At 52.3% G+C, this 24,945-nt stretch carries 28 protein-coding genes; 17 read left to right on the forward strand and 11 right to left on the reverse strand.

Annotated features, from left to right (window positions below):
- Positions 1–6 precede the first annotated feature (6 nt).
- Entirely contained in the window at positions 7–1,131 is a 1,125-nt protein-coding gene (locus PJE062_RS11840; protein WP_208982271.1) for a glycosyltransferase, read from the reverse strand.
- Positions 1,132–1,356: 225 nt separating this feature from the next.
- Here PJE062_RS11840 and PJE062_RS11845 point away from each other — a divergent pair, with 225 nt between their 5' ends.
- Entirely contained in the window at positions 1,357–2,571 is a 1,215-nt protein-coding gene (locus tag PJE062_RS11845; RefSeq protein ID WP_008549012.1) for a serine hydrolase, read from the forward strand.
- Here PJE062_RS11845 and PJE062_RS11850 read toward each other — a convergent pair.
- From PJE062_RS11850 to PJE062_RS11870, 5 genes are all read right to left on the reverse strand, one after another.
- On the reverse strand, positions 2,566–2,949 hold the full coding sequence (locus PJE062_RS11850; RefSeq protein WP_037036667.1) for a VOC family protein: 384 nt from the start codon (positions 2,947–2,949) through the stop codon (positions 2,566–2,568). The genes PJE062_RS11845 and PJE062_RS11850 overlap by 6 nt on opposite strands.
- Before the next feature lie 159 nt (positions 2,950–3,108).
- Positions 3,109–3,474, reverse strand: coding sequence for a VOC family protein (locus tag PJE062_RS11855; protein WP_008549017.1), 366 nt, complete (start codon positions 3,472–3,474; stop codon positions 3,109–3,111).
- A gap of 60 nt (positions 3,475–3,534) precedes the next feature.
- Entirely contained in the window at positions 3,535–4,320 is a 786-nt protein-coding gene (locus PJE062_RS11860; protein ID WP_008549092.1) for an enoyl-CoA hydratase-related protein, read from the reverse strand.
- A gap of 84 nt (positions 4,321–4,404) precedes the next feature.
- The gene (locus PJE062_RS11865) at positions 4,405–4,974 is read right to left on the reverse strand and encodes a LysR substrate-binding domain-containing protein (protein WP_083793241.1); all 570 of its coding nucleotides are present in this window, start codon (positions 4,972–4,974) and stop codon (positions 4,405–4,407) included.
- Entirely contained in the window at positions 4,932–5,249 is a 318-nt protein-coding gene (locus tag PJE062_RS11870; protein ID WP_008549365.1) for a LysR family transcriptional regulator, read from the reverse strand. The genes PJE062_RS11865 and PJE062_RS11870 overlap by 43 nt, the downstream gene beginning before the upstream one ends.
- 97 nt (positions 5,250–5,346) lie before the next feature.
- Between PJE062_RS11870 and PJE062_RS11875 the strand changes: the two genes are divergently transcribed.
- The 3 genes from PJE062_RS11875 to PJE062_RS11885 all read left to right on the forward strand — a co-directional run bounded on the left by PJE062_RS11875 (position 5,347) and on the right by PJE062_RS11885 (position 8,294).
- Positions 5,347–6,276: an MBL fold metallo-hydrolase gene (locus PJE062_RS11875; RefSeq protein ID WP_208982272.1), complete on the forward strand. Its 930-nt coding sequence runs from the start codon at positions 5,347–5,349 to the stop codon at positions 6,274–6,276.
- A 204-nt stretch (positions 6,277–6,480) separates the two neighbouring features.
- Positions 6,481–7,323 (forward strand): transporter substrate-binding domain-containing protein, encoded by an 843-nt coding sequence (locus PJE062_RS11880; protein ID WP_008548890.1) that lies wholly within the window; start codon positions 6,481–6,483, stop codon positions 7,321–7,323.
- A gap of 11 nt (positions 7,324–7,334) precedes the next feature.
- The gene (locus PJE062_RS11885) at positions 7,335–8,294 is read left to right on the forward strand and encodes an amino acid ABC transporter permease (RefSeq protein ID WP_008549004.1); all 960 of its coding nucleotides are present in this window, start codon (positions 7,335–7,337) and stop codon (positions 8,292–8,294) included.
- An 18-nt stretch (positions 8,295–8,312) separates the two neighbouring features.
- On the opposite strand, the gene PJE062_RS11890 is transcribed toward PJE062_RS11885, so the two are convergent.
- Both PJE062_RS11890 and PJE062_RS11895 read right to left on the reverse strand, forming a co-directional pair.
- A complete protein-coding gene (locus tag PJE062_RS11890; RefSeq protein WP_008549165.1) occupies positions 8,313–8,978 on the reverse strand; it encodes a hypothetical protein in 666 nt (221 codons plus the stop codon).
- Between the two features lie 25 nt (positions 8,979–9,003).
- On the reverse strand, positions 9,004–10,584 hold the full coding sequence (locus PJE062_RS11895) for a multicopper oxidase family protein (RefSeq protein WP_008549006.1): 1,581 nt from the start codon (positions 10,582–10,584) through the stop codon (positions 9,004–9,006).
- Between the two features lie 495 nt (positions 10,585–11,079).
- Between PJE062_RS11895 and PJE062_RS11900 the strand changes: the two genes are divergently transcribed.
- From PJE062_RS11900 to PJE062_RS11945, 10 genes are read left to right on the forward strand one after another with little or no spacing between them, the layout of a single operon-like run.
- On the forward strand, positions 11,080–11,343 hold the full coding sequence (locus PJE062_RS11900) for a hypothetical protein (protein ID WP_157039139.1): 264 nt from the start codon (positions 11,080–11,082) through the stop codon (positions 11,341–11,343).
- A gap of 10 nt (positions 11,344–11,353) precedes the next feature.
- Positions 11,354–12,160, forward strand: a complete 807-nt coding sequence (gene cobA, locus PJE062_RS11905; RefSeq protein ID WP_008549083.1) for a uroporphyrinogen-III C-methyltransferase — start codon at positions 11,354–11,356, stop codon at positions 12,158–12,160.
- Complete coding sequence (locus tag PJE062_RS11910) at positions 12,153–12,524, forward strand: cytochrome c (RefSeq protein ID WP_008549007.1); 372 nt, start codon at positions 12,153–12,155, stop codon at positions 12,522–12,524. The genes cobA and PJE062_RS11910 overlap by 8 nt, the downstream gene beginning before the upstream one ends.
- On the forward strand, positions 12,521–13,702 hold the full coding sequence (locus PJE062_RS11915) for a cytochrome D1 domain-containing protein (protein ID WP_008549176.1): 1,182 nt from the start codon (positions 12,521–12,523) through the stop codon (positions 13,700–13,702). Before PJE062_RS11910 ends, PJE062_RS11915 begins: the two co-directional genes overlap by 4 nt.
- 55 nt (positions 13,703–13,757) lie before the next feature.
- Positions 13,758–14,756 (forward strand): Lrp/AsnC family transcriptional regulator, encoded by a 999-nt coding sequence (locus PJE062_RS11920; RefSeq protein WP_008549039.1) that lies wholly within the window; start codon positions 13,758–13,760, stop codon positions 14,754–14,756.
- A complete protein-coding gene (locus PJE062_RS11925; RefSeq protein WP_037036676.1) occupies positions 14,753–15,241 on the forward strand; it encodes an Lrp/AsnC family transcriptional regulator in 489 nt (162 codons plus the stop codon). Before PJE062_RS11920 ends, PJE062_RS11925 begins: the two co-directional genes overlap by 4 nt.
- A complete protein-coding gene (locus tag PJE062_RS11930; protein ID WP_008548901.1) occupies positions 15,238–15,813 on the forward strand; it encodes an AsnC family transcriptional regulator in 576 nt (191 codons plus the stop codon). The genes PJE062_RS11925 and PJE062_RS11930 overlap by 4 nt, the downstream gene beginning before the upstream one ends.
- Entirely contained in the window at positions 15,749–16,963 is a 1,215-nt protein-coding gene (gene nirJ / locus PJE062_RS11935; RefSeq protein ID WP_037036678.1) for a heme d1 biosynthesis radical SAM protein NirJ, read from the forward strand. Before PJE062_RS11930 ends, nirJ begins: the two co-directional genes overlap by 65 nt.
- Complete coding sequence (locus PJE062_RS11940) at positions 16,938–18,539, forward strand: nitrite reductase (protein WP_247643117.1); 1,602 nt, start codon at positions 16,938–16,940, stop codon at positions 18,537–18,539. The genes nirJ and PJE062_RS11940 overlap by 26 nt, the downstream gene beginning before the upstream one ends.
- Positions 18,496–19,395 (forward strand): CbiX/SirB N-terminal domain-containing protein, encoded by a 900-nt coding sequence (locus tag PJE062_RS11945; RefSeq protein ID WP_208982273.1) that lies wholly within the window; start codon positions 18,496–18,498, stop codon positions 19,393–19,395. Before PJE062_RS11940 ends, PJE062_RS11945 begins: the two co-directional genes overlap by 44 nt.
- 76 nt (positions 19,396–19,471) lie before the next feature.
- On the opposite strand, the gene PJE062_RS11950 is transcribed toward PJE062_RS11945, so the two are convergent.
- Positions 19,472–20,122, reverse strand: a complete 651-nt coding sequence (locus tag PJE062_RS11950; protein WP_008548979.1) for a peroxiredoxin — start codon at positions 20,120–20,122, stop codon at positions 19,472–19,474.
- A 98-nt stretch (positions 20,123–20,220) separates the two neighbouring features.
- On the opposite strand from PJE062_RS11950, the gene PJE062_RS11955 reads away from it, so the two are divergent.
- The gene (locus PJE062_RS11955) at positions 20,221–21,129 is read left to right on the forward strand and encodes a LysR substrate-binding domain-containing protein (protein ID WP_037036680.1); all 909 of its coding nucleotides are present in this window, start codon (positions 20,221–20,223) and stop codon (positions 21,127–21,129) included.
- A 34-nt stretch (positions 21,130–21,163) separates the two neighbouring features.
- On the opposite strand, the gene PJE062_RS11960 is transcribed toward PJE062_RS11955, so the two are convergent.
- On the reverse strand, positions 21,164–21,883 hold the full coding sequence (locus PJE062_RS11960; RefSeq protein ID WP_208982274.1) for a Crp/Fnr family transcriptional regulator: 720 nt from the start codon (positions 21,881–21,883) through the stop codon (positions 21,164–21,166).
- A 649-nt stretch (positions 21,884–22,532) separates the two neighbouring features.
- Here PJE062_RS11960 and PJE062_RS11965 point away from each other — a divergent pair.
- Entirely contained in the window at positions 22,533–22,958 is a 426-nt protein-coding gene (locus PJE062_RS11965) for a GNAT family N-acetyltransferase (RefSeq protein WP_008549248.1), read from the forward strand.
- Positions 22,959–22,999: 41 nt separating this feature from the next.
- Here the strand turns inward: PJE062_RS11965 and PJE062_RS11970 are convergent, their stop codons facing one another.
- Positions 23,000–23,485 (reverse strand): hypothetical protein, encoded by a 486-nt coding sequence (locus PJE062_RS11970; RefSeq protein WP_008549192.1) that lies wholly within the window; start codon positions 23,483–23,485, stop codon positions 23,000–23,002.
- A 389-nt stretch (positions 23,486–23,874) separates the two neighbouring features.
- Here PJE062_RS11970 and PJE062_RS11975 point away from each other — a divergent pair, with 389 nt between their 5' ends.
- A complete protein-coding gene (locus PJE062_RS11975; protein WP_208982275.1) occupies positions 23,875–24,909 on the forward strand; it encodes a helix-turn-helix domain-containing protein in 1,035 nt (344 codons plus the stop codon).
- The last annotated feature ends 36 nt before the right edge of the window (positions 24,910–24,945 follow it).

The following is a 24,945-nucleotide window of genomic DNA, read 5'->3' on the forward strand; positions in this document are numbered from 1 at the left end:
AGCTGTTTACGTCTCTTCCATTCTTTTCCTCAGGGCGTATCTGACGAGTTTGTCGGGTTTGGTGAGGAGGGATTTTAGGTGGCGGCTTTTTGAGATTTCGCGTTGGAGGTTGTAGAGGATTTCAGCGCTTTCGGAATCCTGGATGCGCATGGCCTGATCGAAGAGCAGGCCGAAAGCTTGGCCCAGGTCTTTTTTGTTGAACTTTTCCTTGTGGTTGAGCAGGAAGGCTTTAATCTGCTCTATGTCCATGGAGTTCAACGGTTTTCCATCCACGAAGGCCTTTTTGTTGCAGTAGTAATCCTGCCGCGCTGACATCAGGCGCTCTCTCACCAATCGTTCATCAACAGCTTCCAAATCAAATTCATCGGCCATCTGGTCAACCGGGTCACGATGTCCGGCACGGCGTTGCTGCACGCTGATTTCTGCCAGCCGGGTGATGTAGAAGTGTTTCCAGAACCGATTGGTCAGATCCCGTTTATCCGGGAAACCGCGATAGGCCACCAGCCGTTCTGGCAGGTTGGCGAAGGAGTATCTGTCCTGCGCGCGCAGCCAGAGGTCATAGTCCTGACAGATGCTGAAGATCTCCCGATACCCGCCAAGTGCAATCAGGGCTTTGCGGCGGATCATCATGGACGGATGGACGAAGGTGTTCTGGCCACGATCCAGCTGGGCTTTGATCTCGAAGTCATCCTCTGGGTATTCAAAGATCCCCGTGGTCTTGCCGCTTTCATTGATGTGGTCTGCAAAGGTGCCGAGGAAGGAGATGTCCGGGTTTTCTTTCAGAAATTCAATTTGCTTTTCAAAGCGTTCGGGCATGCACAGGTCGTCACCATCCATACGGGCAATGTAAACGCCACTGGCCTGTGAGATGCCGAAGTTCAGGGCTCCAGCCATGCCAAAATGCGGGGAATGCAGCAGTTTGAAGCGGTCATCGACGGATGCAATATCAGCGCACACATCCTCTGACCCATCTGAGGAATGGTCGTTCACCATGAGCACTTCGAAATGCGGGTAGCTTTGGTATTTTATGCTCTGCAATGCGGGCAGCAGATACTTTCCGCAATTGTGAACCGGAAGAACGACACTGATCTCCACAATACCAACCTCATTGAGCGCTTGGGAATCTGACAAAGGACATGCCGGGCAAATCTACCAGCTTCCGCAGCGGGTTTATTCTGGCAGATTTGCTTGGTTATTGAGCGAGGTATGATTTGTTCCGAGGGGGATAATGCGCAGCTTTAAACACCGGCAATCTGTGGCTTTTTGCCAAGGCAGGCAGACAGGCTTTGCCAATCTGGAAAGCTCTCTTTAAGAGAGGAAGGAGATTTGCGGCTTGCTGATTTGAGGCGAATAGAAATGCGCACCTTAAAAGAGATGTTTCTTGATCCGATCCTGAGCGTTAAGGATGCACTGGAGAACCTTTCTCCGGCCAAGCGCATCACGCCGGAAATGATCGAGCTGCGTAACACCTCTGATACGGATTTGCTCTTCAAGGTCTGGAATGGGAACGGCGAAGACCTTTCCATGTTCACTGATGGGTTCTTATCTCTGGTCGGAAAAGAGGGATTGCGCCGGTCGTTGGAGGATGCGTTGGCGGCTTACGGAGCAACGCAGGAAATCAGCAAAGAAACGCAAAAAAACGCATTTCTCGTCAAAACAACGCACTTTAACGTAACGGTGCTGCTGGAACGGGAAAGATCAGGTAAAATCAAAGGTTTGTTCATCAAACCTGCGATGTATCTGGTTGAGAATCTTGAAGACTGTCTGTCGCGCATGCAAGAAGTGGCGTCTTCGTCCAGTCTGCTGATCCGCAAGGATGGCGTAGAATTTTTCAGTAAAGACGCTGACAAGCCGCTCGCGATTGGGCCTGCCTACAAACTGTTTGTGATGCAGGAACTGGTGCGCCGCGTGAAAAGTGGTGAGTTGAAGTGGAACCAGAAAGTTCGGCTTGAAAGAGATCTGGAATCTCATCCGGTGAGCAGCCTTTACGCCAAGATGAAAGGCGGATTGGTTACCTTGCAGGTGATTGCCCAGCATATGATGGCGGCATCAGACAACTCCGCTGCGGATGTTGTACTCAATCACATCGGTACTAAGTCTTTGGAAAAATGTGAGGAACGGACACCCTTCCTGACATCTCGCCAGTTCTATCAGCTCAAGGCAGACCGCAAGCTGGCTGTGAAGTATGGGCAGGCAGATGCTGCTCAGAGACGGAAAATTCTGGAGACAATCGAGGAGCGCCCGCTGCCTGCGATTGAGGATGTGGCAGACCCTTATCTGACAGGCGTGGAATGGTACGCAAGTGCTGAGGAACTGTGCGATGTGATTGCCGATATCGCAGATGACAAGGCCATGCAGTTCAACCCGGGTCTGGCGGAAAAGACGGATTGGCAGCGGATTGCTTTCAAGGCGGGAAGCGAGATTGGTGTTCTCAATTTCACATATGATCTCAAAGGCTTGAATGGAACGCACTGGCAGGTGGCACTGACGTGGAACCATGAGGATATCTTGCCGGAAGGCACGCTGGTCGGGCTCACAAACGCGCTGCTTGTGGAGCTGAAAAAGCTATAGTTTGTGCTGTACCATGTCCTCTGGCTGCATCAACTCAATGCGGTTACCAAAGGGATCATGGGTGGTTTTTCTGATGTAGCCGATGAAGGTGGCGTCGTCGGAGACCTCATAGTCCGCGTCACGCAGGCGCTGTGCCAGCTTGATGATATCATCCACCACAAAGGCTGGATGGCCGACCTTGTTGGCCACGAACGGGTCTTGCACGCTGAGGTGCAGATTGATGGAACCCACTGAAAACCAACCACCTGGCCGGTTCCGGATGCTCTCAGGTCGCTCAACTTCTTCAAAGCCCAACAGATCCACGTAAAACTCGCGGGCAAGTTTATCCCCCCCGGGCGCGATGGGAAGGTTGAAGTGTTGCAAACTGAGGATTGTCATGTGCGAAGGCTCCTGTGCCAAGGTGAGCTTGCTTGATAAACTCACCCTCTAACACACACAGGATATCGTGAGGTTTTCGAAAAGCGGAAGATTTTCCGTTTATTTATCAATGTCTAAAGAAGAAAATGGAATTCTCTTTTTAGTGGGTCGTCTAAGGCGTTAGGCCGTCTTCTGCATCAGCTCAATACGGTTGCCAAATGGATCTTCGGTGAACTTGCGAATGTAACCCGGCAGCGGTTTGTCGTCCTTCAAAATAGCACCAGCAGCGGCGAGACGATCAACGGTTTCCTGCAGGTTGTCCAACAGAAACGCTGGGTGACCCTTCTTGCTTGGCGTGAACGGTTCTTCCACGCCCACATGCAGATTAACGGCACCCGCAGTGAACCAGGCACCGCCACGTCCTTGTAAAGACGCAGGTTTTTCCACTTCGGTAAAGCCAAGCAGGTTGATGAAAAAGGCGCGTGCTGCTACTTCCTGGCCTGTTGGCATGGTCATCTGAACGTGATCGAGTGCAATAATACCCATCAGCAATCTCCTCAATTATGGTTATGGAAAGCGCCACAACCACCCGGGAGGAGGCGGGCGCTATTTGAAAACGGGTGAACGTTTTTCTAGGAATGCGTTCAGGCCCTCAGTGTGATTTTCTGAGTTTCCAGCCCGACGCTGCATCTCCGCTTCGCGGACCAACTGGTCTTCCAGCGTGCTATCAGCAGATGCATGAATGAGGTGTTTGGTCATTGCATACGCCGATGTTGGGCCTTTTGCAAGTCCGGTTGCAATATCTAGTACCTCGCCTTGAAGTTGGTCGTCCTCAATGGCTTCCCAGATCAGCCCCCAATCTGCCGCTCGTTCTGCCGTGAGCGGCATGCCGGTGAGCATCAGACCCTTGGCCCGTACCTCACCAACCATACGCGGCAGGTGAAAGGAGGCGCCTGCTCCGGGCACGAGACCTAACCGACTGAACGCGTGAATGAATTTGGCACTTTTGGCAGCAAAAACCATGTCGCAGGCAAAGGCGAGACCCGCACCTGCACCCGTTGCCACGCCGTTGACAGCACACAGAACCGGCTTCTCCATCTGGCGGATCGCATGAATGATCGGGCTGTAATGTTGAGTCAGAACATCTCCCAGATCCGGCTTCTCGCCAGTACTGTCCGGCAGGATGTCGTTGAGGTCCTGTCCGGTGCAGAAAGCGCGGCCAGAGCCGGTGAGGATAACGGTGCGCACCTCGGGCGTATCATGGGCGTCTTTCAGTGCAGTGAGCAGTTCCTGACGCATTTCCGGGGTGAGGGCATTGAGTTTGTCTGGGCGATTCAAGGTCAGCCTTAAAACACCGTCAAACTGTTCTTTTAAAAGGGTTTCCTGCGCCATTCTCTCTCACCCGTAGCCATGCAACTGCAAAATCTGAGGGGATACTAGCGAATTGCCGAGGGCGCGCCCATAAGCCATTTGGTCTTACTGACCGGCTTTTGCCGTTTCAATGACGTGTTGGATAAACGCACGCGTCCGTTTGGGCCGATGCTTGCGGGCTGGGGTAACGATGTAGAGGGGTACCTGAGGGACTTCCAGCGTGGTTTTGAGGAGATGGAGCAGACCTTGTTCGACCTCCTGCTCGCAAAGAGAAAGCGGCAGCACGACAATGTAATCCCTTGATAATGCGAGCTGTTTCGTCAAACGGAAGTTAGTTGTTCCTATGAAGTGATCTGGCGCTGTGTCCGCTGAATACTCTGCGAGAAATCTGCCGGGGTCTAAAAGTGAAAAGGCACTGATGTTTTTTGCGGTAATGGTTTTCTGCGGTTTGCGGCAGAAAAGGCCAATGTGATCATAAGCATAGCGCTGTGCTATCAGCGCATCTTCACCTGGCTTGCGGGCGCGGATGGCCAGATCGAAATGCTCGGCGACCAGATCAACCGGACTGTCACTCATATCAACGTAGAACGACACCTTCGGATGCTTCTCAGTAAAGCCACTGAGCAGGTGTTCTAATGTATGGGCGGGATAGTCTGTTGGAACAGAAAGGCGAATGTTTCCAGAGAGTTCATCCTTCTCAGTAAATCGCTTTCTGCCTGCTGCAAAGCCTCTAGAGCCGGCTCACATTGCTGCATAAACCGCTCGCCTTCCAACGTTAATGATACACGCCTTGTCGTGCGATGCAGCAGCTGAACACCAAGCCGCTCCTCCAGTGCCTGCACGCGGGCGGTAACCGTAGAGCGCGGAACATGAAGGTGTTCTGCTGCCTCCGCGAAGGAGTTCAGACGGGCCACTTCCACGAAGGTTTGCAGCTGGGTGATGTTTGTCATTGTGCAATTCAATCGGATAATGCAGGCAATATTATCTGAATACTCCAACCTCGCTGACTTTGCTAGGCCTATGCTCATTCTTGAGATAGGTGAGATGATGAACAGACGGAAATTTCTTGGTTTCAGCGGGACTACAGCGCTGGTTTCTGCGGTTGGTTTGCCTGTTTTGGCACAGGCAGCGGCGCAATCGAAACCCTCTGGTGAAACGGAGGTAGCGCTTCAAATACAATGGCTTGGCGGGGCAACGATGCTCATCAGCTTTGATGGCGTGACGTTCCTGACTGATCCGGTATTTGGTGTTGGCGAACAGGCGATTGTGATGCCAAACCCCAATGAGATGTTTGATCTTGCCAAGGGTCCAAACATCAAACCACAGCCCCGGTTTGGCGCGTTGCCCGCATTTGATCTTAGCACGGTCACAGCCACGTTGATCAGCCATTCGCATCCGGACCATTTTGATGCAGCCGCTGAAGCACAGATTGCCTCTGATATGCCGATGATTGCTACGGATCATGATAAGCAAGATCTTGCTGGAAAAGGATTTTCCAACATATCCGTCCTGCCTTGGGGTGAGCAGATGGTGTTTCCAACGAAGTCGGGCCAGATCACTATCACAGCGGTGGAAGCCAAACATTCAGTGAACCCTGAGATCCTGAAAGTGCTTGGTCCGGGCAATGGATACTTCATGGAGTTTGAAGCAGGAGACTACCACAAGAGCCTATACTGGACGGGGGATACCTTCCCGGTCAATGATGTGATGGCTTCCGTGCAAGCCTTTGGGGAGATTGACGTTCTCATCCCGCATGTGGGCGGTGTAGGCAGCACAGGCGCACTCGGCAAGATCAGCATGGACGCTGAGGAGGTGGTGAAGATGGTGGACCGCCTCAAACCAAAGAGAGTTCTGCCAATCCATCACTCCACATTCGGGCTGTTTCTCGAACCTATCTGGAAGCTGGTGCAGGCCATGGATGGACATGCATCGGATTTGGATCTGATCTCGGAAGGCAGTCATATTCTATACAAGTAGACGTAGATGTATGTGCGGTGACTATATTGTGTCGCCGCACATTTATATTATTGATCATGTGTTCATGAGGATGCCTGAAAGCAATTTGAAGATTTCACTCAGTGAAACTGCTTTGTATTCATATATGAATAAATGAGAATCTCTTGTTTCCCTCAGTTTGGTTGCCTAGTATCACCCGGATAATATTATTATTTGGAGGGGGAAATGAATATTATTAAGTCAATCGCGAGTATTGGTTCAATCGTCGGCCTCTCATTGCTAGCAGTATCTCAACCGGTTTTCTCGGGTGAGGTGATGGACCGTGTCATGGAAACCAAGGTGATCCGTGTCGCAACCAACTCCGGCTACCCGCCTGCATCCTATCTCAATGCAGATGGTGTGTTTGAAGGCTATGACATTGATGTGTCTAAGGAAGTTGCCAAGCGCATGGGTGCAAAAGCGGAGTTTCTGAACCCGGCGTGGGAGGCAATCACATCCGGCAAGTGGGGCGGACGCTGGGAGATGTCCATTGGCTCCATGACGCCAACACCCGCACGCGCAAAAGTGCTCGATTTTCCAGCCGTTTACTACTACACGCCAGCAGCGTTTTACGTGCACAAAGACTCGTCCTATGAGACGCTAATTGAGCTGAACGGCAAGCGCATAGGTGCCAGCACTGGCTCTACATTCGAGTATTATCTGCAGCATGAACTGGAGCTGGATCCGGTTTACTCGCCAGCCTTCGAGTTTGCCGTGACACCGGGCGAAGTCCGCACGTATGAAGCCGATTCCAACGTTCTGGATGATCTGCGCCTAGGGGATGGCAAACGACTGGATGCCGGGATTACATCGGTTCCGACCATTCTGGAGGCGATCAAAGCGAGCTATCCGATCCGGATTTTGGGTGAGGCTGTCTTCTTTGAGCCGCTGGCTGTTGTGACGTCTCGCGATGATCCTGAATTCTCCAAGAAAGTTGGCGAAATAATTGAAGAAATGCGGGCAGATGGCACGCTGGTGGAACTGTCCAAGAAGTGGTTTGGCGCTGATCTTGTGACCACGTCGCACTGATCGGCTGTCCTATGACATTGCTCGTAAACCTGTTTAGTCATGCGCCTTCCCGGCGCCTGGCTTTCTTCGTGGTTCTGGCTGCGTTGCTCATGGCATTTGATCTGAGCAGCGTGGGCCAATACCTGTCGACTTTGCTCAATCTGGATGTTGCGCCCGACACCGCCTCTGTGCTCGCTGCCTTCGCCATCTCAGCCGTGATCACGGCGGATGTGGTGTTTGTCTCCAAACTGCCTATGAAGGTACAGGTGCCAATCTACTGGGCGCAGTTGCTGGCGCTGTTTCTGGGTTTCTTTTATTCGTTCGACCTATCGTTTCCGTTCATTATCGAGCGGTTGCCGATCCTGCTTTACAAAGGGCTATTCTACACGCTCTTCGTTTCGTTCGCGTCGATCATTTTCGCAAGTATTCTGGCATTCGTTGGTGCGTTGATGCGGCTTTCCAACTCGGGTCCGGCCTATGCGATTTCAACATTCTACGTCTCGTTCTTTCGAGGCACGCCGTTGTTGTTGCAGGTCTATCTGATTTATCTTGGCCTACCACAGCTTGGGATTACGCTGGATGCCATCCCTTCGGGTATCCTTGCTCTGTCGCTGAGCTACGGGGCGTATATGACCGAGATTTTCCGGGCAGGCATTCAGGCTGTACCGCGGGAACAGTCAGAGGCTGCTGCTGCGCTTGGGTTGCAGCCATGGCAGACCATGTGGAAGGTGGTTCTGCCCCAAGCTATCCGCATCATCATTCCACCGACTGGCAACAACTTCATCTCCATGCTGAAGGACAGCTCGCTTGTCTCTGCCATGGGCATCATGGAGCTCATGTATCTGGCGCGTACACTTGGCCGCTCGGAGTTCAAACACTTCGAGATGCTCATCAGTGCGGCTTTAATCTACTGGGCCGTGAGTTTTGTCTTCGAGATGATACAGGCGCGGCTGGAGAAGCGGTTTGCGACTTCGCAGAAGCGTGTTGGTTAGAAAGGAGAGGGAGGCCGCTCAGGCCTTCTTTCTGTCGCGCAGAAGGTCATGGCATTTGATGGCGCAGTAATAGCCTATGGTGAAGAAGAGGCTCATGGAGAGCACTTGCAAATAGAACCGGTCAAACGTGTTCTTATGCAGCATCAGATTGAGTGCGTGGCCTACGTAGACACCGAACATCATCATGGAGACGGCGAAGATATGGATGAGTATTTTCGCGCTTCTTGACCCTGCATGGCCTTTGCAGTGGTCAGCAAAGAAGCAGGTGACGATGCAGGCGAACACCATGATGAGGGTCATCCAGTTCAGATAAACCGCCGCAAGTGCAAGGCTGTTCATCTGCTGCATGGCAAGGTCATGGTCGATGGACAGGTCGATCTGGTGGCCCACCATCATTCCAAACCCGCCATAGACAAACCCACTCCAGAAATAAGTAAAGAGATAGTCGGGCAGAACGGTTCTTTGCAGGCTGACCATGCCAAAGAAGAATATGCTGAGAATGAAGGCAACTTCAAAGACATGGAGTGTGTCTGGCCGTGTAATCAGCGAGACAGCAATCAGCTGAAAGACAAGCATCATCCCATAGCCGACGGGGCTGGAAAGCAGAAAGTGGCTTAATGAAAAGCTGCGCATTCCTTTTGGCTTCCGCTCGTTGCTTGGGCTGATGCCGTCAATGTCAATCATCTGGGTTTATTGACTTGTTGATCCGCTACTGATTGTTGTTCCAGTCGTCTTTTTCTTTCAGGTCACGAACAACCTTCACATGCTGCATCATGCCGCCATCTTCATGATAGAGCAGGTGACAGTGCAACGGATATTTGCCAACGAAGTCCTTGAACCGCATACGGAATTTCACATGACCATGTGGCGGAACCTGAATGGTATCAGCCCAGAAGGGGAGTTCCAGCGTATAATCGAGCGGGTCATCGCCTTCGATCTCATAGACATACATGGGGTTCACGTGGATATGGATCGGATGCGGAAACTCGCTTTCGTTCTCCAGTGTCCACTCTTCCACCGCGTCCAGTTCAACCCAATGGTTTACGACCTCACAGCCGCCAAACTGACCGTGGTCGATGGTCACATTCACCCCTCGATAGTACTTCTCGGGATTATCCAGCGTGTTGGCCTGGAACGTGAGTGTACGTTTGTTGGTCACCTCTTCCGGACGGATCGGCTCAAGCAGTCCTCCGCGCAGGCTCTCCGGGAACGGAGGTGGTGTTGTGCGTTCGGCGGTTTCGGTTGGCATGTAGATCGCCGCACCAATCTCTTCACCACGCTCCACCTCAATCGCGAAGAGAGGTGGGTTGTTGTGGTACTTGTAGTGCGGAATGAACTGGTACTCGACCGAGTTGTTCTGCACGTAATAGAAGGCGCCCGGAGTGGCTCCCTCGCTGATTTTAAGCAGCACAGACGCGCGATTGGCCGGAGCGAGGCTTACACCGCCCTGCCTACGATAATTCTCTGTAGGGTTGCCGTCATAGCCGTAGATGAACATTTGCGCAAAGAACGGACACTCGAAGTTGATGGAGGACCGGGTCGTCGCGTTCAGCAGGCGCAGGTTGATCAGTTCACCTGGCTTTACCTTGATGATTGGGCAGTACTGGCTGTTGACGGTAATGTTGTATTCGCTGTTGGGGAATTTGGCGACCTGCTTCTGGTCTTCCACCTTGCCTTCCGCATCCACGGCGATGTTCTGGAACACCATGCAGTATTCCTTCACACCCATCTCTTTCAGCTGATCATCAAACGGACCACGCACGATGATCATCCCTGCCATCCCGCTGCCTACCTGAAGAGCCACGGAGCCATGCTTGTGGGGATGGTACCAGTAGACGCCGGGTGGATGGTCTGCGGGAATGTCGTACTCGTAGTGGTATTCCTCACCGGGGCGAATGGTCATGCAGACATTGTCGCCGGGGGATTCCGGCGTCACATGCAGGCCATGAGTGTGGATGTTGTAGTTGTTGAAACCGTAAGGGAAGTTGATGTCATCCGGCTCGGTTTGATCCTGCTCAGGCAATTTGTTGTGCGTGTGGATCTGCAGCTTGGAGCCGGGGCGCACTTCAATCGTAGGGCCGGTGAGCGTATTGCCCGCTTCCTTGGTGATATCGCTTGTGAAGACCCGCGTATGGGTGGGAACGTTGTGAGGCTTTTCGAAGCTGAAAACATTGTTGGTGTCGTATTCCACATCCAGCGTAACTTCCAGGTGCTTCTTGTCAGGGTCCATTACATAAGCTGGTGGGTTTTTGATAGGGCTCAGGAAGGAAAAGGGCTTCGCCTCACTCATGTAGCGGCTCCTCAGGTCGGGCAGCACTTGGGTGCTTGTTGTGGTTTTGCTTTAAACCTACTGAGGATGGAGGAGAGGTGGAATCTCTGCTTCGTAACGCGGTTAAAGTAACGTTAGGGTATTTGCTCGTTTCCAATGGGAGTTACGTTAAAACCCCAAACGCGCACTCCGTGCAGCTTTCTGAAGGGGGCAACTTGCCGTTGCTGAGAAGTAAATACCTGAATCAGAATCTCTTTCTCGGATTTAGAATGATTATTTGTTGTGGGAAGTCTACGTATTTCTTACCCAAGCGTGACCTATGTCAATTTGCCTAGAATATCACCACATCTGGTTGCAGTTCTGTGAAATTTCTACACACATCAAGTCATTGATATATATTATAAAAAATACCTCTTTCGAGTGCCTCACAATAACTTGACGATGGTCAATGTGAGAGACGAAAGGGCGAGCTTACATAACGATGCCGGGTAAGGTTCGTCAGCATTGGAGTTTATGGTGTCGTTTAAATCAACTCTCCGTTTTTCGGCTAACGCCGCGCAGCAATGCGCAGCCAACGCCGTTGCTGTAGGTGCTCACAAGAAGTGCGCAGCGATTGATGGCCATAATCTGAATTCTATGAGTGTCATCAAAGACGAACGCCTGATTACTCCTTCGGGCATGTTCTATGTCTCCAACACCTTAAAAGACATCGGTTCGGCAACACTCCAGATCACCAGGGGAGCTCCCGTTGCTCCTCTATTTTCGCCAGTTTCGATTTGAGGAATGAGTTATGAGAGGCATTGGTAAGGTCAGTCTGATCGGCGCAGGACCGGGTGATCCGGACCTCCTCACAGTGAAAGCTCTGAAGCGTATTCAAGACGCTGAAGTTGTTGTTTATGATCGTCTGGTTTCTCAAGAAATTATGGATCTGGTTCCTCCTAAGACCGCGCTTTACCCTGTTGGGAAGAAGCCGAAGAGCCATCCAATTCCTCAAGAAGAAATCAACCAGTTGCTTGTTGATCTCGCCAAAGAAGGTAAGCGCGTTGTGCGCTTGAAAGGCGGAGATCCATTTATTTTTGGCCGCGGCAGCGAAGAAGCTGCTGAACTGGTCACAGCCGGTGTCGAATACGAAGTCGTACCGGGCATCACAGCTGCGCAAGGCTGTGCCTCAAGCCTCAACCTGCCACTCACGCATCGCGGTCTAGCAACGGGGCTGCGTTATGTAACCGGGCATTGCCAGAGAGATGTACCCCTCGATCTGGATTGGGCCAGCCTTGCGGACCCTAACACCACCCTTGTGATTTACATGGGCCTCGCCGCTATTGCGGAAATCTCCACCAAGCTGGTGGAACACGGCATGCCAGCGGATATGCCAGCGGTCGCAATTTCCAAGGGCACCACGTCGGAAGAGCAGAAAGTGTTCGGCACACTCACCACAATCGGTGAGCTGGCCAAGGCAGCCAAGCTGCCAGCACCAACCTTGTTCATGATTGGTGATGTTGTGGGTCTGAAAGAAACTCTGGAACTGCCTGAACTTACCGGCAGTGAAGGAAACTGGGGTGAGAAAAGACCTCACCTGGAGGTAATCAATGGCTAGGACAGAGCGGATGGCGCAAAACCCGCTGCGTTCTTTTCTGAAGGCCGGGTTGCTGGCGCTTCCGTTACTGACTGGAGTGCCAGTTGGAGCTCTCGCCGATGAAGAGGCTCTCAAGATCATCGATCGCGAAAAGCTGACAGACTTTGTGCAGCAGGACTGCGGGTCCTGCCACGGTCTGACGCTTGAAGGTGGTCTGGGCGGGCCAATCCTTCCGGAAAATCTGGAACATATGGACGCTGATGTCATTCAGGAAGTGATCCTTGGTGGATTGCCGGGAACGGCGATGCCTCCTTGGCGCGGCTTCCTCAACGAAACTGAAGCAGCCTTCATTGCTGAAGGTCTGAAAACAGGAGCATTCAAGTGAAGACGTTATTTGCTGCCGCAGCTTTAAGTGCGGGTCTTTTATTTGCTTCTGCAGCCAGTTCTGACGACCTGCGCGCCACGGGCGACCTGGGTCTGATCATCGAACGAGCCACAGGAACAGCCCTGATTGTTGAAAGCACAGACCGTACTGTGCTGGCGCAGGTGGAAGGGCTGGGCAACCTCTCGCACGCCTCTGTCGTGTATTCCCGTGATGAGCGTTATGCCTTTGTGTTTGGTCGTGATGGTGGCCTGTCCAAAGTGGACATGCTCACTGGCAAGCTCGTAGGTCGCGTCATGCAGGCTGGTAACTCCATCGGTGGTGCTATCTCCGATGATGGCAAACTGATCGCTGTTGCCAACTATAAGCCAGGCGGCGTGAACGTGTTTGACGCAGAAACTCTGGAGCTCGTCTCCGAAGTGCCTGCGATCTATGACGAAGAAGGCAACCAGTCCAAGACCATCGGTCTTGTGGACCTGCCAGGCCGTCGCTTTGCGTTCTCCCTTTGGGATGGCGAGCAGACCTGGATCCTTGATTACTCTAAGGGCCTGAAGCCTGAAGTCACCAAGCTCACCGATATCGGCGTCTTCCCATACGATGCGCTGGTGACCGGTGATGGCCGCCACTACATCGTTGGCCTGTTTGGCGAAGATGGTCTGGCGCATGTTGACCTCTGGAAAGAGCCTCTGAAAGTCGAGCGCATTATGGACGGTTACGGCAAGGGGGAAGAGCCTCTGCCAGTCTACAAGATGCCTCACCTTGAAGGTTGGGCGAAAGCCAACGGCATGTTTGCACTGCCTGCAATTGGCCGTCACGAAGTGCTGTTCATGGATGAACGTGAGTTCACCGAAGTGGATCGTGTCGCCGTACATGGCCAGCCAGTTTTTGCGATGGCGCGTCCTGATGGCCGCCAGATCTGGGTAAACTTTGCGCCTCCACATAACGACACCATTCAGGTGATCGATATTATGGACCGCAAGATCATCAAGACCCTGAAGCCAGGACCGGGCGTGCTGCACATGGAGTTCACTCCACGCGGCGAGGAAGTCTGGATGTCCGTTCGCGACAAAAACGAGATCCACGTCTACGACACAACGGATTTCTCCCTGAAAGAAGTTCTGCCAGCGGAAAAACCAAGCGGCATCTTCTTTACTTCACGTGCACACCAGCTGGGGCTTTAAGTCCCGGCTTTCCCAGGGCGGCGGTGGCCGCCCGAGCGATTGGGGAGTTTGCGATATGAGCGCACAGCTGAGTGATATTGATCTCGTATTGGTGGACAAGTGGCAGCATAATTTCCCACTTGTTCCAAAGCCATTCAATCTCATAGCCCGGGAAACCGGGGTGGACGCCTTGGATGCGATCAGCAGTTACGAACGGTTGGTGGCAAATGGCGTTATCTCGCGCATTGGTGCTGTGCTGGCTCCGAACACAGTCAGCGCGAGTTGTCTGGCTGCGGTTTCTGCGCCTCCACACTTTGTGGAAACCGCGGCACAGATCATCAATGACGAGCCGGGGGTCAACCATAACTACCTGCGTGAAAATGACCTGAACATCTGGTTTGTGGTCGTTGAACGGGATCGAGCGACCCTGGAGGCTACACTTGACCGCATAGAGCGGACCACCAATCTCGTGGTTCACGCTTTTCGGATGGAAAAGGCTTTCCACCTGGATCTGGGATTTTCTCTGACAGAGCAGCGGTTGGAAAAGAAGACACCGGTGCTCCCACCTGTCGACATGTCAGTGCTGGAGCCGGGTGACATCGGTTTGCTTGAAAAACTTTCTGACGGCATTCCACTCTCAGATCGCCCGTTCTTGCGCATTGCGTTGAAGCTGGGTCGTTCGGAAACGTCTGTTCTGGAGCGCCTCAAGATATTGCAGGATGCTGGCATTATTCGCCGCTTCGGTGTTGTAGTGCGGCATCGCTCCATCGGATACAAGGCCAATGCCATGTCTGTCTGGAACGTGCGCGATGAGCATATCGATGATGTCGGTGCCATGTTCTCTGCCGATCCGATGGTGAGCCTTTGCTATCAGCGCAACAGAGAGATGCCGCTGTGGCCGTACAACCTTTACACCATGACCCACGCAAACAGCCGTGAAGAGGCGCTTGAGGTCATCAATCGGCTGTCCACCATGGCCACGCAGCACGTGATGAGCAGTGATGTGCTGTTCTCTACCAAGTGCTTCAAGCAGCGTGGTGCCCGTCTTGCCTACAACGCTGGAGTAAGCGCATGAGCTCAGACATTGCTCATTTGAATGAACCGGCGCGGGTGCATCTGGACGATCTGGATCGCAAGCTGATCAATCGTTTGCAGGATGGCCTCCCGGTCGTCTCCAAGCCGTACGCGGCCGTCGCCGAAGAGCTGGGCATAGAGGAAGACGTGCTCCTGAAGCGCCTGCAATGGCTGCTAGAGACGCGCATCCTGACCCGTTTCGGTCCCATGTTCGATATCGCCCAGATGGGTGGAGCGTTCTGTCTGTGCGCGATGGCTGTGCCGGAAGAACGCTACAACGAGGTGACCGAGCAGGTTAACTCGCTGAGCGAGGTGGCGCACAACTATGCCCGTGATCATGAACTGAACATGTGGTTCGTTCTGGCCACGGAAACCCCTGAAGAAATTGAGACTTGCGGGAAACGCATTGAAGAGCTGACAGGCATTCCTGTTCGGCTGTTCCCGAAAGAACGCGAGTTTTTCATTGAGTTTAAGGTCCCGGCATGAGCACGCATAATTTTGAAGAATTCTCTGAATTTGATCGTGCTCTGGTCGCAGCGCTGCAAGAAGGGTTGCCGCTGGTCTCCGAGCCTTATGCGCAGATTGCGAGCCAGCTTGGCGTTAGTGAAGAGCTGGTGCTGGAACGTGTTGCATCCATGAAAGAAAACGGTGCAATTCGTCGTATCGCAGCTGTGCCAAATCATCGCGCCCTGGGCATGCGTGCAAATGGAATGTCCGTCTGGAATATCGTTGATGAAGATGTTGAGCGTATTGGCCAAATTATGGGCGCGCTTGACTTCGTTTCCCACTGTTATCAGCGCCCCAGATGGATGCCCACATGGCCTTACAATGTGTTCGCCATGGTGCACGGAAAAACTCGCGAAGAGTGTCTGACTTTAGTCAAGGAAATAGAGGCTCTCGTGGGTTCATCATGCAAGGGACATGACGTCCTGTTTTCGACAAAAACCCTGAAAAAAACAGGACTTAGACTTCGTCGCAGAGGGGAGAGCCCGCGTGTTTCGTCTGACCCATTATCTCAAAGCTCTAGCGGATCCGTATCCACTTCCACCAGCGCGTAAACCTGCTGGACCGGTCGTAATCTGGAACTTGATCCGCCGTTGTAACCTGAAGTGCAAGCACTGTTACACAACCTCAGGCGATGTAGATTTTCCCGGCGAGCTTTCAACAGAGCAGGCCTATGAGGTTATTGATGACCTGAAAGGCTTCCGCGTACCGGTCATCATTTTCTCTGGTGGTGAACCGCTTATGCGCCCGGATATGCTGGAGCTGTCGGCTCATGCCAAGCAGCTCGGCTTCTATACCGCCCTGTCCACCAATGGCACGCTCATCGACAAGGAGATGGCGCGCAAGATCGGCACCATCGGTTACGACTACGTTGGTATTTCGCTGGATGGCATCGGCAAGGTGCATGATGACTTCCGCGGCATGGATGGTGCGTTTGACCTGTCCTTGCAGGCTGTTCGTCACCTGCGTGAGGAAAACGTGAAAGTTGGCCTGCGCTTTACGCTGACAGAAGACAACGCTGACATTCTGGATGACTATCTGGAGCTGTGTGACCGCGAGAAAGTAGACAAGATCTACCTGTCACACCTGGTGTACGCAGGCCGCGGTAACAAGAACCGTGGTGAAGATGCGCACCTGAACGTGACCCGCAAAGCCATGACCCGCCTGATTGAAAAGGCTTGGGAAGATGTGCTGGCTGGCAGCTCCAAAGAGTACGTGACCGGCAACAACGATGCGGATGGCATCTTCTTGTTGCAGTGGGTGAGTGAAAAAATGCCGGAGAAAGCTGGCTATCTGGAAGATATGCTTGAGCGCTGGGGTGGCAACGCTTCTGGTGTGAACATCGGCAATATCGACAACACCGGCAAGGTGCATCCGGACAGCTTCTGGTGGCACTACACCATCGGCAACGTGAAAGAGCGTAAGTTCTCCGAGATCTGGCAGGATGTATCCGATCCTGTGATGGCGGGCCTGAAACAGACACCGCGTCAGATCAAAGGGCGCTGTGGTTCTTGCCAGTACTTCAACATCTGTAACGGCAATACGCGTGTGAGAGCGCTACAGTTAACCGGTGATCCTTGGGCAGAAGATCCATCCTGTTACCTGACAGATGAAGAGATCGGCCTGGAGGATACAAACCACCAGCGCGTTGAAACAACACCATTCCGGGGAGCTCGTCATGAAGCCAAGCACGTTTATGCCTAAACTCGCCGGTGTTTTATTGGCAACCTGCATGCTTGCAGGTGCTGCTGAAGCTCGCGGTAAAAAACTGGAACTCTATCCGGTTTCGGATGCCACCAAAGGCACCTATCAGGAACTCTGTGCGGAGTGCCACGGCGGTGATCGCCTCGGCGGCATTGGCCCGGCACTGTTGCCGGAAAGCCTGAAGCGTTTGCGTGCAAGTGCTGCGGCGTCCACCATTAAGGAAGGCCGCGTTCACACCCAGATGCCTGCGTTTGGTGATCAGCTGAACGATCAGCAGATCGCGGATCTGGTGAACATGATCAAAACTCCGCTCGGCGCAATGCCAGTTTGGGGTGAGAAGGAAATCATGGAGACACGGATCTTCAATGAGGATTACAAGCCCGTTGAAAAGCCAGTCTACGAGTCCGACCCGCTCAACCTGTTCGTGGTGGTGGAAACCGGCGATCACTACGCCACGGTGATGGATGGCGACACGTTCGAGCCGCTAACCCGCTTCAAAACCCAGTTTGCCCTGCATGGCGGTCCTAAGTTCACACCGGACGGACACTATGTGTACTTCATGTCCCGTGATGGCTGGATCACGAAGTACGATATGTGGGCGCTGAAGGTGGTTGGCGAAGTACGCGGCGGCATCAACTCCCGCAATATTGCGCTTTCACGCGATGGCAAGCACATCGCCTTGGCCAACTACCTGCCGCATTCTCTGGTGATGCTGTCTGCTGAAGACCTGTCCGTTGAAAAGATCTTTGATGCAGAGTCTTTGGGCGGTGAAACCACTCGCGTTTCTGCGGTTTATCAGGCTCCTGAACGTGACAGCTTTGTTGTCGCCATGAAGGATACACCTGAAGTTTGGGAGGTCTCAACCAATCCAAACGCAGATCCTGAGTTCGACGCTTACGTAGACTCTGAGAACTACGGCAAGGATGGTGCGAAACCAACTTCAGAAGGTTTGTTCGCTCTGCGTCGTATCCAAGTTGATGCACCGATGGACGACTTCTTCTTCGACCAGTCCTACAAGCACCTGATGGGGTCTTCCCGTGATGGTAAGAGTGGTGTCGTGGTTGATATGGATGAAGGTTCCACCATTGCCAAGATCGATTTGCCTGGCTTCCCTCATCTGGGCTCCGGCATCAGCTGGGAATGGGAGGGCAAGCCAGTGATGGTGACCCCGCACCTGCGTGAAAGCAAGATTTCTGTGATCGATATGTCCAACTGGTCCGTACTGAAGACACTCGATACGGCTGGACCGGGCTTCTTCATGCGCTCTCACGAAAACTCCAAGTACGCTTGGGCGGACGTCTTCTTTGGTCCAAACAAGGATCAGATGTACGTGATCGATAAAGAAACGCTTGAGATCGTAAAGACGCTGAAACCGCTCCCGGGTAAAACCGCTGCTCATATCGAGTTTGACCGTGATGGCAGCCACGCCATTCTCTCCATCTGGGAGAATGACGGCATGATCATCATCTATGACGCAAAGACGCTTGAAGAAGTGAAGCGTATTCCAATGAGCAAGCCATCTGGAAAGTACAATGTCTGGAACAAGATCACCTTCTCCGCTGGTACAAGCCACTAGCGATCTGGCACTTGTTCTTGCTGCTCATGGCGATTTGGGCGGCAAGGGCGCCGACAATACACCAGGCCACGTGCGCCTGAAGAATGCTCTGGCGCCCTTACTGCCCGAACTGGATGTGGTGAGTGGGGTGATGAAAGGGACTCCACCGCTGCAGGAAGTGGTCGAAATCCTCCCGCACGAGCGTGTGCTCGTGCTACCTCTCCTCTTAAGTAACGGCTACTTTTGCAAAACTGTCCTGCCTCGCAGATTGGGGCTGGACCCGGACCACCAACAACAGAAAGAAGGTGAATGGCAGAATCTGAACCGAAGTGGGCAGTACATCAAGCTGTTACCCCCTCTTGGTGTATTGCCTTTCCTACCTGATCTGGTTTCCGAAAGTATTCAAAGTACGCTGGCACCAAACAGCAAAAGTACCTTGATCAAACCGGACCTTGACCGGGAAGTGATGATTGTCGCCCACGGCTCCACGGTTGGGCCGGAATCACGGCTATGTGCACTTCAACTCAAGGATCAACTGGAAAGCCGTTACGGCTATAAAAACCTGCGTGTTGCGTTCCTCTCTGAGGAACCCTTTGTCGAAAAAGCCGTTCTCACGCTCTCTGAAGATGCGATTGTCGTTCCGCTGTTTGCTAGCGGTGGTCTGCATGGCCATGACGATATCGCTGAAATGATGAAGAGCGCACCTTCTGGCTGCAAACTTGCCCCCGTCATTGGCTGCGAACATGCACTGGCTCAACATATTGAGAGCTATTTGCATGAAACGGTACTGGTATCTGGCGCGAAACAACCCCTTGCAGCCTTAACCGGTAACACACCTCCAAAAGGTGGTGCGGATTGCGGGCGAAGAGTTTCCTAGAACTCTGAGTACGGCGCAATTTTGGCTTAAGGTTCAGGCAGATAAAACGCCTGAACCTCTCTGTGTGCTGCCTTCTTTATACAGCCATGTCTTTCTTGGAGAAGTACCAGTCTACATAGTCGTAGCCGGCGGACTGGCGATTTTTTGCTTCTTCAAGAGTTGCTGGGGGAGGTACGATGACCTGATCTCCTGGCTGCCAGTTTTCTGGAGTGGCGACCTTGTGTTCTTCAGAAGTTTGCAGCGCTTTTACCAGACGCAAGAACTCATCTACAGAGCGTCCGTTTGTCATTGGATAATACACCATTGCCCGCAACACACCCTCAGGATCGATGATGAACGTTGCTCTGACAGCAGATGTGTCGGAAGCGCCCGGCTGGATCATGCCATAGGCTTTCGCGACGTCCATGGAGAGATCGGCGATGATTGGAAACGGCACGTGCACGCCAAACTTCTCTTCGATGTTTCGCGCCCATGCGATGTGGGAGTAGTGGCTGTCAATGGAAAGACCCAGTAAGGCTGTGTTGAGCTTTGCAAAGTCATCTGCAGCGTTGGCGAAGGCTATAAATTCGGTGGTGCAAACCGGAGTAAAATCAGCCGGGTGGGAGAAGAGGATCAACCATTGTCCTTTGTAATCACTCAATGATTTGACACCATCGGTTGTTGGTGCAGTAAAATCTGGAGCTGGTCTGTTAAGCTGTGGCAGTGTGATCATGGTTTCTTCAGTCATTTATTTTCCTCAAACTCATTTGATTTGATAAATGCAAATTAGCGATCTAAAATAATTAGTAAAATTGATTTATCGGAAAACAGTGATCTGGAAAATCTATGAGTCATCTACCGAGTCTACGGCAGTTGGAGTTTCTGGTTGCGTTGGTTGAAGAGCAGCATTTTGGTCGTGCAGCTGAGAAATGTAATGTCAGTCAATCCGCATTGAGCACAGCTTTAAAGGAGCTGGAGCAGAACCTTGGAATTCATCTGGCAGAACGAACCAAACGATCCGTGACCATCACGCCTTTGGGCAATGCCTTGGCCGATAGAGCGCGTCGTATTCTGCTTGATACAAGGTCTTTTGTAGACTTTGCCTCGGCAAATTCCAGGTTTCTGGTTGGTGATCTGAAACTAGGCGTCATCTCAACAGTTGGGCCATACCTTTTGCCCGGCATCATGCCGCACCTACGCAAGAAGTTTCCGGAGCTACGCCTGTTTATCAAAGAGGGAATGACCAGTGATCTGCTCTTAGCCTTGCAAAATGGATATCTGGATGCAGTTTTGCTGGCCTTGCCATTCGAGATTGGCGACCTTGCTTATGAGACATTGTTTGAAGATGGATACAAGCTGGCTGTTGGCCCAGACCACCCACTTGCAAAACTGAAGCATGCTGAAGGGGCGGACCTGGAAGGCACCCGGATGATGCTGTTGGAAAAAGGGCATTGTTTACAACAGCATGCCCTTTCCGCATTTACTCCAATCGGACCTGTACAAGACAGCAGCTTTGAAGCGACCAGCCTTTCCACATTGGTAGGTATGGTGGCAGAAGGGCTTGGAACAACGCTTCTGCCTGACATAGCAATCAAGGCCGGGCTGACCGACAAGTATGATCTTCATCTCGTTGATGTTGACAAGGCACTGCCAAGAAAAATCACGCTTACGTGGCGAAAAAGCTCACCACGTGGAGAGGAGCTAAAACAGCTCGGAGAATTCATAAAGCAAATCTACAAGGGGCAGGAGACCTGACCCGGAAACCAAAATCAAAAAGATGACTTCCCGCCTAACCGTGGCTTGAATGCATAACGACTGTGCGTTCCTGTTCTACCAGTGTGCGCAGAGCCTGAACGTTTGAAATAATAGCCCGGTTCTGTTTGACCTCGACGCCGTAGCTTTTCAGCTTCTGGAAGGCGCGAGACAGACTTTCTGGTTTCATTCCTAAACGACCAGCAATCAGAGCTTTATCGTAGGGCAGTACCAGTGTGCAGGACCCAGCGGGTTCGGAGCTAAGGTTCAGAAGGAACTCAGCCACTCGCTGTGCACCGGTGTGTGTTTTCAGGCCTTCGATCTGCAGCACGAGCTGGTGCAGGTGCATGGACAGAGACGACATCATTGCCAGCGCGATGTTTGGATCAGCTGCAATAGAATTGGCCAAATGGGCAACAGGAATACAAAGCACAACACTATCGGTGACTGCTTCTCCGGAAGCTGGATAGTTTGAGTTTGTAAAGGCTGCTCCTTCTGCGAAGGTTTGCCCGCGGGTGAATACCCCTACAACGGCCTCATCGCCGCTGCTTGTCGCGCGAAAAACTTTGACCCATCCTTCCAGAACGATAAAAAACGCGTCTGCTTTATCATCCTGAAAAAATATCATCTCACCGCGCGAGACAGATTTCTTAGTGGCACCCCGAAGCAGCTGTTCTCTTGCCTCGGTACTCAACCGTTTAAGCAAGGGAATTTCAGCGAGCTTCTCCACTTCACTGCTAACTATAGTAGTAGACATTTTTACAGACCTCTCCCACGATCAGCACAATCGTACTGTTGCGTAGATGAAGGACGTTGATCTAACGCAAGTGTTTTTGCGCAATCGGCATCTTGGAGTTGTCCTCTTGAAAACAAATGGACCTAACGAAAATCAAGGAGCTAGAGAACTCATGGGATTAGGGTCCATTTAAGGTAAAGTTTTCGCGTCGTGGCGAAACTTGCCTTTTTGGCTCAAATATATGTTTAAAACTGTCTCCGGGAATATTTTTTGCCCGATGTTGACTGTGAAACAGAGCCTTCTCGATGGTGAAGACGCGTCCGGAATGGGAAACGGGCATCGGTTGCGTCTTCACCATCAAGTCCCTTTAGCACCACAGACTTTCCGGAAATAGAGAGATGCAACGCACACGTGTTGTCCGCGCAACAGGTGTGCAGGAGCGAGTGTGATGGGTGATCCTGCTGGCTTGACACCGGGCGCGATGAGCTTAACGTGAGAGCTCCTGAAGTGTCTCAGAGGAGTTTTGATGTCCCGGATCTAAGGGTTCGCAAAAAGAACCCCTATGCATGTTTCTAACCTTAAGACCGCATGATTTCGCGCGGCTGGTTTCGCATGCCTTTAATTCTCCGAACATCATAGGCCGCTCAGCGGCATTCTTCAGGATATTCCAATGATCCGTAAATTTGAAACTCGTGACACCGAGGCCATTGTTGACGTCTGGCTGAAGGCCAGCAAGTATGCGCATACCTTTTTGAGTGATGAGTTCCTCGCAAATGAGACCAACAACATCCGCAATATGTACCTGCCATCTGCTGATACATGGGTGGTGGAAGCAGATGGTTCTGTCGTCGGCTTCATCTCGTTGCTGGGCAATGAAGTGGGCGGACTGTTCGTGGATCCGGACTTTCACGGGCGCAAGCTCGGGAAGGCTCTGATGGATCAGGCTGTTTCTCTCCATAGCAGCGTAGAGCTGGAAGTCTTCAAGCATAATCCCATTGGCCGCCGCTTTTATGCGTGCTACGGCTTTGAGGAGATGCATGAAGCCTTTAGCGAAGAGACACAACAGCCCGTGATCCGGCTAAAGTACTCGGCTTAACAACAATAGATGAAGGAGAGGGCGTACAGCTCTCTCCGGTTCTAGCGTTTGGCTTTGCGTTCTCCAAAGAGTACTGAGAACACAAGGGCCATCACGATTGCCATGCCGACGTGGCCGACGAATGATGACTGGGTATAGGCGCCAAAGTCCATCATGAAGCTTCTGCCGATGAAGGGCGCAAGCATGCCCTGCGCAATGTACCAGAGCAGCACTCCCGCCACGACACCGGCAATCAGGAACTTCAGTCTGGTCATCAGATGTACGGCCAGTATGGCCACAGGGAAGGCGATAGCCCCCACTGAGAAATGGATCGCAAACGCGGCACTGTAGGGAATGGACAGCCCAAAGAGTTTGGATGTGAGTGCGATCACGAGATTGGCAGGTTCCAGCACAGGCCCAAACAGGATTGGCGAGACGAACCACGCATAAGCTTCAAAGGAGATCTCACCGACAACACCTGCCAGCACGACGGCGGGCAGGAGAACTCTGAGAGAGTGGGAGTTGGCGGCTGACGACTGCAAGGGCATGGGTGATCCTTCGAGGGCTCATGGAGGGAGTGGGGAGCTCTCCTGAAGGTGTGCCCTGAATAGGGCTGCTACAAGGCTGAAGCCTGCATCTCATCATCACAATAATTTCAGCGGTGCGCGAGCATCTGCGAGGTGTGGCCACACGCCAATGCTAGAATCGGTGGTTGTGCCATCGTCATGCATCAATGCAAGAAACTCAGGAAAAAAAACCAGATTTGGCGCAATCTCAAACAAAATGCACATTGATCTGGACGCTGCGTCATTGTTTGCAACGCACTTGGAGATGTATACAAATGGAATAAGGTTTTAGTAAAAGCACGTATTAAGTGCATGACTTTACGAGGATGCATTTCTTGGGAGAGGTGGATCTCAAAAAAGGAGTTCAGCCAATGGAGATTTCGCAGCCTATTCCTCAGGCTGTGTTTTCTGTCGATGGTGTGGCTCCCGATGAGCGCTTCTCTCTCTGGAAAGAGAGCATTTCCTTCATGTTTCAGGTGGAAGCAGACCATGCCGTCAGGACGGATGATTTCACCGCTGAAGTTGATGCTCACATGTTCGGGCAAATTGTTCTGGCCCGGACAAAAAGCAGAAAACAGTTCTGGGAACGGAGTGAACTGACCATCGCAAGAGATGGAATGGACCACTTCATGATCCAGTTATTTGAAACCGGCGACATGTTCTATGAGCATGACGGCGCACAACATTCTGTTGCACAAGATGGCCTTATCATTTTTGATTTAGCCAGGACGTCAAAATCCTGGACCAATACATTTTCAAACCTGTCCCTGATCATTCCCAGGGAGTTGCTTGAACCAAAGCTGGTTTATCCAGATGGGCAGCATATGAGGAGATTACCCGCCTCGCAGCCCATGGTTCAGCTTCTGTACAGTCATATTAAAACGCTGAAAGAGTTGTCGGATCAGCTCAGTTTGTCTCAGGCAGCTGATGTTAATCCGGCAACTCTCTCTCTTGTTGCCGCTTGTCTCAACAGCACGGCTGATGGTGTCGTTATTTCCGATGCCAACAGTCATGCCGCGCAGATCATGTTGGCAAAACGTGCAATCAATGAAAACCTGTCGAACCCGGCGCTTACGCCTGAAGTGGTGGCCTCCAAGGCAGGCATTTCGCGGTCCAAACTCTATGAAATGTTCCGCAGCTATGGAGGGGTAAAGAGCTTCGTGCTTGAGCAGCGGCTGAAAGGTGCCATGATGGCCCTTATCAGCAACAGCAATGCTCACCGCTCCAATGCGGAAATCGCCTTTTCCTTCGGCTTCGCTTATGAGAGCACCTTCAGTCGTGCCTTCAAGAAGCGCTTTTCCATGACACCTACGGAAGCCCGGAACTCTGCAGGCGTTGCATGGAAGCACGCTGCTGACATGCCGGATATTGACCGGCGCTACGAAGACTGGGTCAAGCGCCTGTAAGAGCAACAAAGGCGCTGCAGATATCTCCAGCGCCTT

This window comes from Pseudovibrio sp. JE062 (genome assembly GCF_000156235.1).
Classification (GTDB): domain Bacteria; phylum Pseudomonadota; class Alphaproteobacteria; order Rhizobiales; family Stappiaceae; genus Pseudovibrio.

What these genes read in the sequence shown, in the direction of transcription:
- PJE062_RS11880 (WP_008548890.1), top strand. Translation starts at nt 6,481, where the DNA reads ATGAATATTATTAAGTCAATCGCGAGTATTGGTTCAATCGTCGGCCTC.
- PJE062_RS11970 (WP_008549192.1), bottom strand. Translation starts at nt 23,485, where the DNA reads ATGCCCTTGCAGTCGTCAGCCGCCAACTCCCACTCTCTCAGAGTTCTC.
- PJE062_RS11965 (WP_008549248.1), top strand. Translation starts at nt 22,533, where the DNA reads ATGATCCGTAAATTTGAAACTCGTGACACCGAGGCCATTGTTGACGTC.
- PJE062_RS11890 (WP_008549165.1), bottom strand. Translation starts at nt 8,978, where the DNA reads ATGATTGACATTGACGGCATCAGCCCAAGCAACGAGCGGAAGCCAAAA.
- PJE062_RS11975 (WP_208982275.1), top strand. Translation starts at nt 23,875, where the DNA reads ATGGAGATTTCGCAGCCTATTCCTCAGGCTGTGTTTTCTGTCGATGGT.
- PJE062_RS11960 (WP_208982274.1), bottom strand. Translation starts at nt 21,883, where the DNA reads ATGTCTACTACTATAGTTAGCAGTGAAGTGGAGAAGCTCGCTGAAATT.
- PJE062_RS11860 (WP_008549092.1), bottom strand. Translation starts at nt 4,320, where the DNA reads ATGGCGCAGGAAACCCTTTTAAAAGAACAGTTTGACGGTGTTTTAAGG.
- PJE062_RS11940 (WP_247643117.1), top strand. Translation starts at nt 16,938, where the DNA reads ATGAAGCCAAGCACGTTTATGCCTAAACTCGCCGGTGTTTTATTGGCA.
- PJE062_RS11875 (WP_208982272.1), top strand. Translation starts at nt 5,347, where the DNA reads ATGAACAGACGGAAATTTCTTGGTTTCAGCGGGACTACAGCGCTGGTT.
- PJE062_RS11920 (WP_008549039.1), top strand. Translation starts at nt 13,758, where the DNA reads ATGAGCGCACAGCTGAGTGATATTGATCTCGTATTGGTGGACAAGTGG.
- PJE062_RS11950 (WP_008548979.1), bottom strand. Translation starts at nt 20,122, where the DNA reads ATGACTGAAGAAACCATGATCACACTGCCACAGCTTAACAGACCAGCT.
- PJE062_RS11910 (WP_008549007.1), top strand. Translation starts at nt 12,153, where the DNA reads ATGGCTAGGACAGAGCGGATGGCGCAAAACCCGCTGCGTTCTTTTCTG.
- PJE062_RS11855 (WP_008549017.1), bottom strand. Translation starts at nt 3,474, where the DNA reads ATGGGTATTATTGCACTCGATCACGTTCAGATGACCATGCCAACAGGC.
- PJE062_RS11945 (WP_208982273.1), top strand. Translation starts at nt 18,496, where the DNA reads ATGTCTGGAACAAGATCACCTTCTCCGCTGGTACAAGCCACTAGCGAT.
- PJE062_RS11955 (WP_037036680.1), top strand. Translation starts at nt 20,221, where the DNA reads ATGAGTCATCTACCGAGTCTACGGCAGTTGGAGTTTCTGGTTGCGTTG.
- PJE062_RS11845 (WP_008549012.1), top strand. Translation starts at nt 1,357, where the DNA reads ATGCGCACCTTAAAAGAGATGTTTCTTGATCCGATCCTGAGCGTTAAG.
- PJE062_RS11930 (WP_008548901.1), top strand. Translation starts at nt 15,238, where the DNA reads ATGAGCACGCATAATTTTGAAGAATTCTCTGAATTTGATCGTGCTCTG.
- PJE062_RS11850 (WP_037036667.1), bottom strand. Translation starts at nt 2,949, where the DNA reads ATGACAATCCTCAGTTTGCAACACTTCAACCTTCCCATCGCGCCCGGG.
- PJE062_RS11885 (WP_008549004.1), top strand. Translation starts at nt 7,335, where the DNA reads ATGACATTGCTCGTAAACCTGTTTAGTCATGCGCCTTCCCGGCGCCTG.
- cobA (WP_008549083.1), top strand. Translation starts at nt 11,354, where the DNA reads ATGAGAGGCATTGGTAAGGTCAGTCTGATCGGCGCAGGACCGGGTGAT.
- PJE062_RS11870 (WP_008549365.1), bottom strand. Translation starts at nt 5,249, where the DNA reads ATGACAAACATCACCCAGCTGCAAACCTTCGTGGAAGTGGCCCGTCTG.
- PJE062_RS11895 (WP_008549006.1), bottom strand. Translation starts at nt 10,584, where the DNA reads ATGAGTGAGGCGAAGCCCTTTTCCTTCCTGAGCCCTATCAAAAACCCA.
- PJE062_RS11925 (WP_037036676.1), top strand. Translation starts at nt 14,753, where the DNA reads ATGAGCTCAGACATTGCTCATTTGAATGAACCGGCGCGGGTGCATCTG.